We start from the raw sequence: 15,402 nt of genomic DNA on the forward strand, positions 1-15,402 counted from the left end.
TAAATACGTATTTTTGCGTTTAAAGAGTATCTATAGCAAAACCTGTTTTAATTAATATTGTAGTAAGTTTATTTAACAAAACTGCGCTATGATGAATTTTTAGCTCTGCCACTATTTACCACACCTACGTCCTTATATATCAGTTAGGTAATCGCTTAATTTTATATCTTAGCCGTTTGTATGCTTTAATAGAGACTTGCTATAAGTTCTGCTAGATTTATGCTAGGCTTACGCTCGCAGAGAGTATATATACAGCGTATGAATGCCCAGAAAACATCATGTTTTATATAAAATATATATGCTGCTTTATATAATAAATATCTCATCAATTCATCAATTTATAGGAGTGTGCCATTGTGGCGAAGATAGTTGTAATCACTTCGGGTAAAGGCGGTGTGGGTAAAACCACGACCAGTGCTTCTTTTGCCGCCGGTTTAGCATTACGTGGCTATAAGACAGTTGTTATCGATTTTGATGTAGGCTTGCGTAATCTAGACTTGATTATGGGCTGCGAAAATCGAATTGTTTATGACTTTGTCGATGTCATCAATGGTAATGCCCGCCTATCACAAGCGCTGGTCAAAGATAAGCAACTAGAAAACCTTTATATTCTACCTGCCAGTCAAACACGCGATAAAGATGCGCTGACCGACGATGGTGTGGCAGAAATTATGGAAGAGCTTTCTAAGCAGTTTGATTATATTATCTGCGACTCCCCTGCTGGTATCGAACGCGGCGCGCAGCTTGCCATGTATCATGCAGATGAAGCCATTATCGTGACCAACCCTGAGATCTCATCAGTACGTGACTCAGATCGTATCATTGGTATCCTGCAAAGCCAGACTAAAAAGGTGGCTGAAAACCAAGGGACCGTACGTGAGCATTTAATCATCACGCGTTATAATGCAGAGCGCGCCGCAGCCAATGAGATGATGGATATTGAAACCATCTCAAATGACATCTTAAAGGTTCCACTATTGGGTGTTGTTCCTGAGAGTCATTCAGTGCTCGAAGCCTCTAACCACGGTGAGCCCGTGATTCACTATACTGACTCTATCGCTGGTCAATGTTATGATGATATTGTCGCGCGCTTTTTAGGTGAAGAGCGTCCGTTACGTCATATTGATGCGAAGAAAAAGAGTTTACTACAGCGCTGGTTTGGGGGTTAAAAATGAGTAAGAAAAAAGGATTTTGGAGTAGCTTATTTGGCACTGATGACAGCAATGCAGGCAGTGCCAATATGGCAACTGAGCGCTTAAAGGTTATCGTCGCAAGTGAAAATCGCTTAAACAATCGCTTGACCGCAGATCGTATCGAAAAGATGAAGCGTGAAATCTTGGAAGTGGTCAATAAATATGTCAATGGCGTACAGATTGATGATGTGAACATCAATCACCGTTCTGAAGATAGCCTTGATGTACTTGAGATGAATATCAGTTTGCCTGAGCATAAAAAGTAAATTTGTAGTCAGTACCATACTGATATCGATAATAGAAAAAGCCCTATGTAGCATACATAGGGCTTTTTTACGGGTAGGTTTTGCCCTGCTGTCTGTATAAAATCCCTGCTACCGCTTAAAAAAATGCTATGAGCATAACTTTTGATATGCCATAACGACCTTAAAAGTCTATTATTTGATACGGGCTATGAGGTTGTCTTTTTTTACAAACTGATGATATAAAGCTGCCCCGATATGAAGCACAGTAAAGGCGATAATCATGGGCCAAATAATATCTACGTGCCAGTCATTAAAGAGTCGAGCCAGCCCTCTATCTGGGGTTACAAATACTGGTATCTCAAATATACCAAACATATCCACCGGACGACCACCATACAAAGACATCAATAATCCCGCTATTGGCATGGCAATCAGCAAAGCATAGAGTGCAAAATGCGACAATTGGGAGATCAGCATTTGCCATTTTGGCATCAATACCGCTGGTGGCGCTTTGGTAAAGATGCGGTTAATCACTCGCGCTATCATCCAAAATAATAGGCTAATCCCAAAGGCTTTGTGTAGCCCGATATAAAGGTTGCTATCAAGGTTGTCATACAAAAAAATCATGACCCACGTAATCAGCAGTAAAATCGCGCTGATCCAGTGAAAAAACCGACTGGCAAAGGACCATTTTGTTAGAGTGGAATGAGTAGTATTCATAAATGTACTGTGTCACCTTTGTCGCTACTGATTGCTTAATAAGCGCTTAGGCATAGATAGAGACAGTCACTACCTAATGAGCAAACTAGCCGTCTAGCTCCACCAATTGATGCGCGATTTTATCCAAATCTGGCACCAGATACAGCGTATTATCAATCATGACCGTCTGAAAAAGATAGGATAGCACAACTTCTTCTTGTACACGTTCATGAACCGTATCGATATTGCTATTTGAGTTGATAAAATGCTCAGGTAGCTCAACATCTTTCACATCAGAGATACGCGCCTGTAGCTGGCGCACCTCACCGACAGTCTGTAAAGCAATACGATGCGCTGATGTGTTTCCTTCTAATACCACCATCGTGTCTGGCGTTTGATGGCTCGGTAACATATGGAACACAGCGAATTTTTGCTGTTGCCATTCATAAACTTGCGTATACTCGCTGTACGCCTCTACGCTTAAAATTAAGCTGCTAGGAACAAGCCAGTCCGGCTGGTCAAGCGCTGGAATGATCGTCACATCAAGCGTACCATTATTGGTGGTCAATAAGCTCACGGCCTCAAATGAATGTTTTAACAGCTGTCTCATAAGTCGCTCACAATAAATGAATGTGGAGTAGTGTCGTTTGCCGCTTTATCAGCAATATAGTTGGTCAGCTTGTCTGCTAGTGCTTGAGGACTGCCAATAAAGGTGCAATACCCTGAGTCAATAATAGCCTGTGGCTGACTGGGACAAGTACTCAAGCTTGGGTCTTGTGCCCATAATTGACTGTCATTATCTTGAATCAAGTCTAAATACTGCGAGCCATCATTGCCCATACCTGAAAAGATAATATTTATCAAATCGCTACCATAAACATCACTGGTATTTTTGAGAATCTGACCAATAGCAGGTTTATAATCCCCAGCCCAAGCCTGATCTAATAAGATAATGCGACCAGTTGAGTCACAGACAATTTGTTTATCAATAGGGACAATCAGACATTGACCTGTACGCATACGCTGCGAAGAAGTAATCATCTGGCAGTGCCAGTTATTATGGCGATTCAATATACGTGGCAAGGTGGTCATCATGGTTTGATTAAAATGATGCGCCAATAAAATACTGATTGGCAGTGCGGGCGATAAGTGGTCTAAGAACTCCTTAACCGCACTAGGGCCACCCATAGATGCCCCTAAAAACACCACATAGCGCCACTCACTACCTTCTTCTTTATAGACAGAAGTATCGATAAGCGTTGGCAAATCTAGCATCTGCGCAAGCTTACGTTTAAGCTTACGTTGCCATTTAGCGTACTGCTGCGCCTCATTAAGATAAGGCGCTTTACTAAAGCCGACCAACATCGCTACAGGATTGGAAGCAGATGTCATGGTCGCTAGATGCTCATCGTAATCACTGTCTATCAACCAGATATCAATAGCGCTTTCATAACCAACCAGCTTATCCTTCAACTGCGCTGCTGTAACACAGCCTACCAGATGCAAGCCGCAGCTGCGCACCGTATCAGAGAACGCCATACGCTGCTGATGGTTGTCTGCCACCACCAGCACTTTAATCTTACTTTTATCTTGTAACGCCAAGGTGCGTATATTACCCATGATGAATGAGGTGAACCTTTTCATCTAATAAACTTTGGATTTTATCAAGCAGCTGGTTTTCTTGGAAAGGTTTGCCCATATAATCATTAACCCCAATCTCAAAGGCGCGCTCACGATGCTTCTCACCGGTTCGTGAGGTAATCATGATAATAGGCAGATGCTGCAAGCGTCCATTATGTCTGACTTGGGTAGCCACTTCAAAACCATCCATACGTGGCATTTCGATATCTAGTAGCATTAAGTCAGGGGTCATCTCTTGGAGTATCTCAAGCGCATCAATACCATCTTTGGCAAGTACCACATTGAACCCTTGTCGCTCTAAGAATCGTGAGGTTACTTTTCTGACGGTGACTGAATCGTCAACGACCAAAATCGTAGTATTAGACCCCACATCTCTTTGTTCAACAGCTTTAGAATGCGTCACCTCTTTGACCAAAGCTGCGTTACGCATCAAGGCTATTAAGTCTAAAATAAGCATCACTGAGCCATCGCCCATAATGGTGGCGGCCGAGATACCAGATACATTTGAGAACTGCTGCCCCAAAGGTTTTACGACTACTTCAATACGTGAGCCTGCTATTTGATCGACCTGTAGGGCCATATGTTGGCCACTGCGATTTTTGATGATAATAAGTGGCACGCTGGTATTGGTTTTAACGACCAGCTCATTGAGCTTATGACCCGATAAAATCTCATTTAAGTAGCGGACACGATAATCAGTATCTTCAAAATTAAGGGTCGCCTCGCCCGATTGATAATAGTCATAGACTTTTTCAGGATTGATACGGACAACGCGTTCAATCTGCACCAAAGGTATAGCATAGTAACGATCGGCTGCTCGAACCACTAACGCATCAGATACTGCCACTGTTAATGGCACACGTATGGTGAAGCTTGAGCCTTTACCAAGCTCTGATACCACTGATACAGCACCGCCTAGCTGACGAATCTCACTGATAACCACGTCCATACCGACGCCGCGCCCTGATATCTGCGTGACCTGTTTACTGGTACTAAGACCGGCATTAAAAATATATTGCATGATATCAAGATCGCTAAGACTTCTGTCTTTGGTGTCAATCAAACCTTGAGAGATGGCTTTTTCACGTACCGCTTCTACGTCAATCCCTTGTCCATCGTCATTGAGCAAAATGACAATTTCACTTCCCTCTCGTAATACTTCCAGCGTGATTTGACCATTGCGCTCTTTGCCTGCTGCTAACCTTTCTGTCACATTTTCGATGCCATGATCGACCGCGTTACGTAACATATGCTCAAGCGGTGAGGTGATGCGCTCTAGAATGGTTCTATCCATCTCATCATCAGCATTGATAATTTTTAGCTCAACTGACTTATTTAGCTCATTAGCCGTCTGGCGCACAATCCGCTCAAGCCTTGGTGTCAATCGCGTAAAAGGCACCATACGTGAGTTCATCAAGCCATCTTGTAATTCAGTCTGCGTTCGCGATAACTGCAATAGTAGACTTTCACTGTCGCGCGTTTTTTCTAACAAAGTATGGTTAATTTCGACCAAATCCGATGCCGACTCTGACAAAGATTTTGACAGCTGATTTAAAGACGAGTACTGATCCATCTCAAGCGGATCAAAGCCTTCATGATTGACCAGATCTTCATCAATCTGCGATAAAATCTGTGCCTCAAGCTCAATCTCCATACGACGGAGCTGATCTGCTAGGCGCTGTACGGTAGTGCCCATCTCTTCGATACTGTTGGTCAAGCTACTGATACCCATATCGATACGAGCACGGTTAATCGCAGACTCACCTGATAGGTTGATCATATGCTCAATCAGACCGCCTGAGATACGGATCATCTCATTACTATTGGCATTTTGCTCTTGCTCAGTTACTTCGCTCACCATCGGCGGCATGGCACTGATATCTTTTTGGATACCGATCGTTTCTTTATTTTCTTTGGCAATTAAAATCGATTCACGCTGCGCTTGCAAGGTTTCTACTGGTATCTGCGTCAAGCTATCAGGGTTTTGACTAAATTGCTGTAACGCCTCGATCAATAAGCTCGGCGTTGGCGGATTCACTTGCTGCGATAGGATAAAGACCGCGTCTGCTAGCCAGTCATAACAAGCGGTCAGCAACTCTAGCACTTGCGTGGTTGCAGGGCGGCGCTGAGCAACAAAGTCTTGATAAACTGTTTCCATTGCATGAGCAAGATCAGCAATACCAGTAGCAGTGACCATGCGTGCGCCACCTTTTAGCGTATGCAAGTCACGCTGTAATACTTGCAGCGCCACCATATCATTAACATTATCTAAGAATAGCTGTAGATATTCATTACGATTGGTGAGTGCAGCGGCTTCTTCTAAGAACACTTCTAAAATATCAGCATCGGGCAATTCATGCGTCCATGATTGCTGGATAATGTTATCCAAACTCAACCTATCTGCTGCATTTTCTACAGGCTGGGCATCTTGATTGGCAAAGACTTGAGGCTCAGCTAGCACATGGTTATTTGGCACAGGTACGATAAGCTGTACCGTTTCTGGCAATGCTTGTGCTTTTAAAAATTGCTGTAATTGCGCCATGAGCTCAGGCGCAAAAAACGATTTTTTATAACGTACAATGTGTGCTACTTGTAATGACAAAGTATCTTGTACCACTTGCATAATCTCACGCCACTGCGCGGTTGGCTCACGTTTATATTCTACGAACGCCTCATAGACGCTTTCTGCTTCATGAGTCAAATCGCCAATACTGCGGATACCCGCCATACGCGCACCGCCTTTGATGGTATGCAGATGGCGTTGGAGTACCTTTAAGGTATTAATATGGGTAATGTCTGCACGCCACTTGCTGAAACTATCAACCAGCGCGTCATCAAGCTCTTGCGCTTCTTCTAAGAAAATCTCTAGTAGCTCAATATCTGTATCGATCGTTTCAAGCTCGAGCTTAGCTGCGGCAATACTTTGTACAGTAGCCTGTTCTTCATCCGCTATATTTTCATTACTTTGAGTCTTATCTTGTACGATACTGGCTTGTACGGTGTTGACTTGCTTAATACTCTCTAACTGCTCTAGTACTTGCTCATCAATTTTTAATGAGGTACTGCCTGCCAAAGCATCAAACAAACCGACTAGTTGCGCATGACCTGCAAGTAGAATTTCTTGGATGTGACTGTCTGCCGCCTCTTTTGGATACTGGCTCAAATAATGATAAGCATCTTGTAAAGCATCGAGAATAGAGACAAACTTTGGAAAGGCCTGTGCTTTTTCAGTGAGATATCTAATTTGTGAGATTTGCTTAGCGATATAGGTTTGGATTTGCGCCATATCAGCATCGTTAAGCGCTTTATCTAATAGCCATTCGGCGTCTAATAATTCATCAATATTGCCAGCTAACAAATCATTAATGGTTGGTTTATCCTCAGTGCTTGCCTCACTATCATCGTCTTGCTCTTCAAGCAATGCTTGCAAAGAGGCGATATCCTGCTCGCTTTGCATATGCTCTGCCGACATATCCTGCTGGTGTGCATGCTGTTTGTAGTTATAGAGATAACCATCGATAAGCGTGACCGATTGGGCCAGCGCCGTTAAATGGCTGGCATTCATCGGCACATCCTGCTGCTGTAGAAGCTCTAAGCTTTGCTCGATCGTCGCACTCACATCGCTAATGGCAGTTAATGCACTCGAGCCAGAAGCTGCTCTCAAGGTATGAAAGGCCCGTACAATCTCGTCACTTACCTCGACATATGGCTCATATTGATGATGGCGTACAAAGTCGTTAATGCCTTCTAACAGCTCCTCTGCCTCTTCAATAAAGATATCAAAGAACGCCTGTTCTTCTTCACTTTGAGGCATCAATATCACCGGTGCTTCTGCCATTTTTTCATTGACCGAATGAATCGTCTGCAAAGTACGATCGACTGCCTCATCGTCTTTTATATCTTGAATATGACTGTCTGCATCAATAGGTATCGATGTCTGCTTATCAGGCTGTGACCATTGATCGTACAAGGCACGGTAGCTGAATTCATCGCCTAGCTGTTTGCTATAAGCATTAGCACAGCCAACCCACAATGGCACCATAGTAGGATAGTCTTGGCTTTTACGCTCAAAAGTGTTTAATAACTCAGGATACGCGGCTAATACATCACCAATCAGCTGCTGTATATCTGCTGAAGCAGTAATACTTTTATCCAAAATACGGTTTAGCATATTTTCTATAGACCAAGCTAATTCAGCACTGTAATGAGCGCCAACCATACGACCAGAGCCTTTTAGGGTATGAAACCCACGGCGTATGTCTTTTAGTTCAGTCAAATCAGTAGGCGATAACTGCCAATTTTCATATAAAGGGATGATCTCATCTAAGACCTCTTTGGCCTCTTCTATAAATATCTCTTTAATATCCTGATCAGCATCGTTTGCATCTGTCGCTAGCGACTCTGCTTCTAAGATAAATGGCTGTAATAGCAAAGGTAGCTGTAAATCTGACAATGTATTTGACCTATGATCTGGCTTAGAGACTATGCTTATGGCTTGCAAATGTAAGTCATGGTCAAGTGCATCATCATCTGCAGAAGAGTACGCTGCTTCCATATCCGCTGCTGCTAAGGGAGGCTCGACTGCTATCAGACCTGCATTCAGTGGTTGCAAAGTCATCAAATTATGACTTTGCAAAATAGTGATAGCAGGGTCAAAGCTTGGTGGCTGCTGTGCTGTAAAGTCAGCTAACATAGCGGGTAGCCGCTGGGTGGTTTCTGTTATTAATGTCACCACATCATCCGTTACCGATAAGGTCTTATCCAATAAACGGTTGAGCAGGTTTTCGATAGACCATGCCATCTCACTGATGCTAACAGCACCAACCATACGTCCCGAACCCTTTAAGGTATGAAAACCGCGCCGTAGTTCCGTTAAAGGCGTTAAATCTTGTGCGTCTTCTTGCCATATGGGTAAAAAGTCTTCTAGATCAGCGATCACCTCTTCGACTTCTTCAATGAATATTGCTCGAATGTCCTCATCAATATCGAAGTTATCAGATTCAAGCTGCTGACGTATTTTCAATAAAGCTTCGCTATTCTCTGCGCTGTCAGCCCCTACAGTCCCTACAGATTTTTCATTGTCTGATAATAAATCCGTCAGTATTTCGCTATCAAAAGATGGTTCAGTACTAGGCGCAATCTCACCGCTGTCGTCATAGCGTAAGACATCGTTGGCGACTTGTTTTTGAATGGGCAAAGTGTGGTTGATTGCTTCAGGCGCATCGATATATGCATTAAGTAGCTTGGCAGCCGTCTCAATATACGCATTTGCTTTTTCTAGTAGCGTTTGATCAAAAAACTGCTGCGCAAGATAATCCAATAGCAGCTCAATGGCACTCAAACTCTCTGCCAACGCTTCGGTAATGTCCCAGCGCAATATGGCAAGGTTATGAGTATGTAGCTGTGCAAATATAGCGGCTATTTTATCAATGACTTCACCAAGCGCTGGCAGTCCCATGCTATTAAAAGCATGGCTCATGCTCGTAAGACTGGCCTGCTTTGGCAGTAACGATAATTGTTGGCGCTGTATATAGGTATGAAAATCCTGCTTAATTTCTTCAGCTGCAATACGCAGCTCACGCAAATCCCCATGAACAAGAGCCGCCTCTAAACTGCTTGCTGATGGCAACTCATTATCGATGTCCACAGAAGTAGTGAATGCCGCTCCCTCATCTGCCTTAGTAGAGATCATTTGCTCTATATGATAGACAGCGCTATATAGCTCTTGTAGCTGACGTTCAATCTGCCATTGCTCTTGCGCAAAGTCCTGCTCTGATGAGAGGCTACGCTCTATATTAGCTGCAATAGAGTCAATCTGTGGGGCAAATAGCGTCCAGCCACGACTTCTAAGCTGATTGTTTATTTTCGCTAAAGGCTTTAGTAAAGTATGAGGCTTATCAAGCGCAAAAATAATTGTCTCAATCTCACTCAATATACGAGGTAAAAGACGCGATTTCGCGTCTGACTGTACACTGCCATTTAATAAAGATTGAGCACTATCACTGTTATTAACAAGGCTACTTAGTTCACTATGAATATAACCAATGAGACTTTGAATCTCGCTTATAGGCGGCTCAATCTGCTCTTGATGATTGGCTATCAACTGATCGAGCTGACTTAATATCCCTGCATACTGCTCAGGTAGTGGTTTCTCATTTTGCCCAAGATCTTGTAGCCAAATCTCAGTCAGATACCACAAGCGCTGAGAGTCAGTTTCTTGAGCCGTTTGCCATAAATAATGGCTGACCTTTTGTAGCACCGTCAGAATCGCAGGTTTATTCATATTAGCAGCCAGTAATTCTTGCGTCTGCTGGCGCCACACTAATAATAACTGCTGATGCTGTTGAGTGTCTAAATCTGATATTGTCTTACTCGCAGGTAGTCTGATGTCAATATCATCATAATGCGATAAGCCAGCCAAATGAGCGTCTGTCATCAATGATAAGGTATTTGCAAGCGGCTCTGTGACGATATCAAACTGTGATAAAACTTGCGCCAGATCAGTCAGCGTTTTATTCATCAAAACACGATGATAGCTGCCTGTGCGCCCATAATATTCTAGCTCACGCTGTAATACTTTATGAGCAATCTTCCCTACTCTGCATCTCTCAGCAGCCAAACTTATCTCTAATTCATCATTGTCTACCTTATCACTGTCTAGATCATCAAAAACAGTGGCTTTTGCTAGCAGGCTAAGGTTATTTGCTAAGCTTGCTAGAACAGGCAGATTACTCATGATCAGTGCCCCAGCAATCTCATGATAATACTGTGCCATTTGCTCATCGTTAGTGCGTGCTGCCTTTAATTGCCAGCCATCAGCTACCTGTGTTAAGTACTGATTAAACAGTGGCAATAACCACTCAAGCGTTACCATGTCATTGGGCTGGTTTTTCATAGATTCATCCTGACTCTTTTAGGCGCTAATTTAGGTACTGATTTTTTGCCACGCATTGAGATGTGGATGCGCAATACGGCGCATATTTGAAGGACGCCAAAATAGCGCCTCACCTGGAGCCAATATAATATAACCCCCTACAGCACACTGCTTTGACAATCGGGCCAAAATATCGCGCTGATCAAACTTGCGAAAATATAACAGCATGTTTTGACAAACAATCATCTGCTGTAGATGCGCGGTAGGCGGTTTTTCATCCATAATATTGTGTAAAGCAAAACGAACCTGAGACTTTAATGTTGCTGTCACCTGCCAGTAGCCAGTGCTATTACTTACCTTGGCTTTATCTATAAAAGCATTACCAGCATTATCAATATTCGCTTCGTCAGCCATGGCTGCTGGTAATAATGGTTGCACAAACTGCTGACAATATGGCGGGATTAATGCTTGCTGCTTAGCGTCGTATTGACCAACGCGTGCCTGTGCAAGTACTTGTTGACTGACATCTGTCCCCAAGATCGTATAATTGCTCAATTGCTTTGCAGCCAAGCTCATGGCTAAAGACCAAGTCTCTTGTCCACTTGCGCAGCCCACACTCCATATACAAAACATCTCACTAGCATCGGCAGTTATGCGCTTAGCGTGCTGATGCTGCTCTGCACATTCTGTGACAAAATTGATAGAAGGCAGATGACGGAAAAACCGGCTTTCATGGATCAACACTCTATTGAGCAAGTGCTGGCGCAACTCATCATTAAATGGCAACTGCTGCCACAGCTCGGCGATAGTCACACCATAAGACCATGCTGTCTGAATCACCGCGTTTTCCAACCAATTGCGTTGAATGTTGGGTAATACAAAACCAATCTCACATTCTATATAGCGTTGCCATTGTCTAGCATCAAAGTACTCAACCTGCCGTACTGTTTTTACATGGTCTTGCTTGAGGCTATCTATTGATGCAGCCTCAATTATATGGACACTATTACTGCTTTTTTGAATATGATGATTCATGCAACCTGCTATTAATGTTACTGCTACACATTTCATAATATCTATTTAGAGCAGCAATTTGGTTAACGTCTCCTTGCTTAACGTCTCCATAAAAACATTATCGCTACTGCCGACAGTTATCACATATTGACCGAGACTCTCTCATCCATATCGAGATATTCATGATTCAGCTGCTCATCATCATTTGAGATTTTAAAGCCGGTGACTGATTCTTGTAATGCTGCCGCCATTTCGCTTAGCTCACCAATAGAGCGGGCGGTCGCCATCGTACCAGAAGAGGTTTGAGAGGTAATATCTTGAATAATGTTCATGGTATGAGAGATGTGGCCTGCCGATTCTGCCTGTTGCAAAGCAGCATTTGAAATATTCTGAATAAGATCCGCCAAAGTATTAGAAACGGTTTGCACCTCCTCTAGTGCTTCACCCGCATCTTTTGCCAACCGTGCACCACGTACAACCTCAGACGTCGTTGATTCCATCGATATAACCGCTTCACTGGTATCTGCCTGAATGGTTTTTACCAACGTTTCAATCTGTTTAGTGGCATTGGCTGAACGCTCAGCAAGACGCTGAACCTCATCAGCAACAACCGCAAATCCTCGTCCTGCTTCACCTGCCATCGATGCCTGAATCGCCGCGTTCAATGCCAAAACGTTGGTCTGGTCAGCAATATCGTTAATCAATCCAACGATATCACCAATTTCTTGCGAAGATTCACCAAGACGTTTAATACGCTTTGAGGTTTCTTGAATCTGATCACGGATAACGTTCATACCCTCAATAGAGCGCTGTACGACCTCTGCCCCATTGTAAGAGATGGCAACAGAACGCTGAGCAACCGTTGCAGATTCTGCCGCGTTATTTGAAACCTGATCAATGGACACCGTCATCTCATTAATAGCGGCAGACACGCCCGCGATTTCTTGTGCTTGATGCTCAGAAGCCGCCGCAAGCTCGACTGCATTCATCTGCGTTTGCTCTGATGACTGCGAAACGCGTTCAGCGGTACTATTAATAACCAATACCAATTGGCGTAGTTGGTCAATAGCAAAGTTAACCGAGTCAGCAATCGCACCTGTAAAGTCTTCTGATACCGTTGCATTGACCGTCAAATCACCGTCTGCCAAATCACCCAACTCATCAAGCAGGCGTAAAATAGCAATCTGGTTACGCTCGTTTTCTTCTTGAATTTGGCGTGCACGTTCAGACTCAGCTTCTGCTTCTTGACGACGACGCAAAGTCTCTTTTTCAATCAGTAAACGTTCTGAGCCACCACGCTGCTGTAACAACTGGTAAAAAGCGAAAAAGATACCCAGTACACTGAGCACAAAGACAACTACTGGTATTATGACGGACTGATTAAAATCTGTTAAATACGCACTGACCGATGCTATGGCATTAATCATCGCCAATAGAGCGCCGATAGCTACTAGAGCACATCCGCCTAGTAATAGTTTCCACTGACTGTCAGTATTTGTCGCAGCTTTACTTACGCCACTTACAGGGTTATTTATAGCATCACTCATCGCACTTATTCCTTTCAAACAATCGTCAAAGTCTTATTGAGTCTGACTCTGAAATCATAGTGTTATCAAAACAACCGTGATGAACAAAGCCTGTATGAATGCTGACACACCACCGGATCATGTCAGCTATGATTCTTCTGCCATTATTTTAATGAACCCCTCATGATTAAACATAATGAGTCATTAGAGACAGTTATATTGCAGCATCGGTATACTGTAGATCCTGTGTCAGTAAGCTTGGCATAAACACATACCAATCTTGTTCATCTTTGAAAAACTTGCCGTGGTTATAAGGAGCAAATGGTGAGTTTGGCTCAATGGCTTCTGGACGATATTGGTCTTGAGTAAACTGCTCGATACCAATCACTTGGTCAACAAGCAGCCCTGAAAACACATTATCATGGTCAATGACCATCACCTTACGCTGACTCATTTGTGCTAACCGACTTGGCACTTGTAAAAATCGAGACAAATCGGTCAACGGCAATAAACGTCCACGAATATTGGCAATACCAAGCATCCAAGGCTTTACTAAGGGCACGCTGGTGTATTCTGGCATAGACAATACTTCTGCTACTTGACCCATTGGCGCAACCATACGTTGACCACCAATCTCAAATACCACCCCTTGCCAGTCAAATTCCTGTCCACCGCGGCGTCCGCTTTTACGCGAACGTGCCATATCTGCTAGACGCAGAAGCTCAATAAATCCTTTTGATGCCATAAGCTACTCCATTACTTTACGTATGATCTGGACCAGACCGCTTTCATCGATAGGCTTGGTAAGATACTCTTTTGCGCCTTGACGCTTGCCCCATACCCGATCGGTTTCTTGGTTTTTGGTACTGATCATGATGATAGGAATATGTGCGGTTGCCTTATCACGAGTGATCTTGCGAGTGGCCTGAAAACCGTTCATTTCAGGCATAACCACATCCATCAGAATGACGTCTGGCAGATGAGCAATGGCCATCTGGCAGCCTTGTTCACCATTAGTTGCTTCCAAGACTTGATAGTTATTTTTAGAAAGCATGTCGCGAAATTTCGCCATCTCAGATGGTGAATCGTCAATGACTAATACAGTAGTCATGGTTATTTCCTTTATTTTCGATGATATCCATTAGATATAGAATGTTAAAACAAACCGTTTGGAGTAATATTTTATGCTGAACTGAATATATATTACTGATTATGACAACAATAATTGATCGTTATATGAAAACTCTTGACCATTTCTTATGATCATTTTAGTGATTAACGATACTGGTTAATTGCCTCAAAAAGCTCATCCTTACTAAACGGTTTGGTCAGATATTCATCAGAACCTACAATACGCCCACGGGCTTTATCAAATAAACCATCTTTAGATGACAGCATAATCACAGGTTTACTGGCATAGTCAGGGTTATTCTTAATCAAGGCGCAAGTTTGATAACCATCCAAACGTGGCATCATAATATCCACGAAAATAATATCTGGATTATGATCGACAATCTTAGCCAAGGCATCAAATCCATCAATGGCAGTGACAACTTCGCATCCCGCTTTTTGCAATAAGGTTTCTGCGGTACGGCGAATTGTCTTTGAGTCATCAATAACCATTACTTTTAAACCATCAAAATTATTTTCCATTCTTATTGTCCTATTAACGACTATCTATTCATCATGCGATATATTTACAGTACTACTGATGCATAGTGCTGTTTACTCACAATGAACTATCTTAGTATGTTGGGCATTATGCTAAATTTCGTACAGCGTTATTATAGCCATAAATTCAATGATTACTCATACTCTGCAACCATTAATTATGGCAGACAAAATTAATGAACAATGAACAATGTCATCGCGTACTCTATCGACAAACGAGTACGTCTTATTCACTATTGTTTGTCATAAAAACCGTTGAATATTTAGTTTCATCAAGAACCTACTCTATTGAAAATCGACAAAATCGGCTAAATGACAGATAAACAGCCTCTTTATTAAAGGTCATATTTTCAATGACAGCTATTATATAGAACATACACTCATCTTACTGAATAATTTACCTTTGTGATAAAAATGTATCAATATATTTTGATATGTTCGTTTTATCACAGTTGCCAACTATTATCCAGATATTAGTGAAATTATGTTCAAATTAATGTATTGAACTGAGTTACTTAACCAATATCTCCTATGTAAAA

Annotated in this window: 10 protein-coding genes and 1 pseudogene; 2 read left to right on the forward strand and 9 right to left on the reverse strand. The window is 42.7% G+C overall.

Annotation, left to right across the window (positions count from 1 at the left end; translation table 11 throughout):
- Positions 1-356: 356 nt before the first annotated feature.
- Together minD and minE are read left to right on the forward strand one after the other, a co-directional pair.
- On the forward strand, positions 357-1,169 hold the full coding sequence (gene minD / locus ABYU67_RS02680; protein WP_372843478.1) for a septum site-determining protein MinD: 813 nt from the start codon (positions 357-359) through the stop codon (positions 1,167-1,169).
- 2 nt (positions 1,170-1,171) lie between these two features.
- Positions 1,172-1,459: a cell division topological specificity factor MinE gene (minE, locus tag ABYU67_RS02685; RefSeq protein ID WP_317199176.1), complete on the forward strand. Its 288-nt coding sequence runs from the start codon at positions 1,172-1,174 to the stop codon at positions 1,457-1,459.
- A 171-nt stretch (positions 1,460-1,630) separates the two neighbouring features.
- Here minE and ABYU67_RS02690 read toward each other — a convergent pair whose 3' ends face one another.
- The 9 genes and pseudogenes from ABYU67_RS02690 to pilG all read right to left on the reverse strand — a co-directional run bounded on the left by ABYU67_RS02690 (position 1,631) and on the right by pilG (position 14,845).
- Positions 1,631-2,158 (reverse strand): cytochrome b, encoded by a 528-nt coding sequence (locus ABYU67_RS02690; protein ID WP_372843479.1) that lies wholly within the window; start codon positions 2,156-2,158, stop codon positions 1,631-1,633.
- 85 nt (positions 2,159-2,243) lie between these two features.
- A complete protein-coding gene (locus ABYU67_RS02695; protein WP_372843480.1) occupies positions 2,244-2,747 on the reverse strand; it encodes a hypothetical protein in 504 nt (167 codons plus the stop codon).
- Positions 2,744-3,757 (reverse strand): chemotaxis protein CheB, encoded by a 1,014-nt coding sequence (locus ABYU67_RS02700; protein ID WP_372843481.1) that lies wholly within the window; start codon positions 3,755-3,757, stop codon positions 2,744-2,746. Before ABYU67_RS02700 ends, ABYU67_RS02695 begins: the two co-directional genes overlap by 4 nt.
- Positions 3,750-10,673, reverse strand: coding sequence for an Hpt domain-containing protein (locus tag ABYU67_RS02705; protein ID WP_372843482.1), 6,924 nt, complete (start codon positions 10,671-10,673; stop codon positions 3,750-3,752). Before ABYU67_RS02705 ends, ABYU67_RS02700 begins: the two co-directional genes overlap by 8 nt.
- 30 nt (positions 10,674-10,703) lie before the next feature.
- Positions 10,704-11,687 (reverse strand): protein-glutamate O-methyltransferase CheR, encoded by a 984-nt coding sequence (locus ABYU67_RS02710; protein WP_372843483.1) that lies wholly within the window; start codon positions 11,685-11,687, stop codon positions 10,704-10,706.
- 119 nt (positions 11,688-11,806) lie between these two features.
- A pseudogene (locus ABYU67_RS02715) lies at positions 11,807-12,880 on the reverse strand (methyl-accepting chemotaxis protein); the annotation flags it as partial.
- 526 nt (positions 12,881-13,406) lie between these two features.
- Positions 13,407-13,937, reverse strand: coding sequence for a chemotaxis protein CheW (locus ABYU67_RS02720; RefSeq protein ID WP_372843484.1), 531 nt, complete (start codon positions 13,935-13,937; stop codon positions 13,407-13,409).
- Positions 13,938-13,940: 3 nt separating this feature from the next.
- A complete protein-coding gene (locus ABYU67_RS02725; RefSeq protein WP_011514415.1) occupies positions 13,941-14,303 on the reverse strand; it encodes a PleD family two-component system response regulator in 363 nt (120 codons plus the stop codon).
- 164 nt (positions 14,304-14,467) lie between these two features.
- Positions 14,468-14,845: a twitching motility response regulator PilG gene (pilG, locus tag ABYU67_RS02730; protein WP_011514416.1), complete on the reverse strand. Its 378-nt coding sequence runs from the start codon at positions 14,843-14,845 to the stop codon at positions 14,468-14,470.
- Positions 14,846-15,402 lie beyond the last annotated feature (557 nt).

Source organism: Psychrobacter sp., assembly GCF_041554015.1.
Classification (GTDB): Bacteria; Pseudomonadota; Gammaproteobacteria; order Pseudomonadales; family Moraxellaceae; genus Psychrobacter.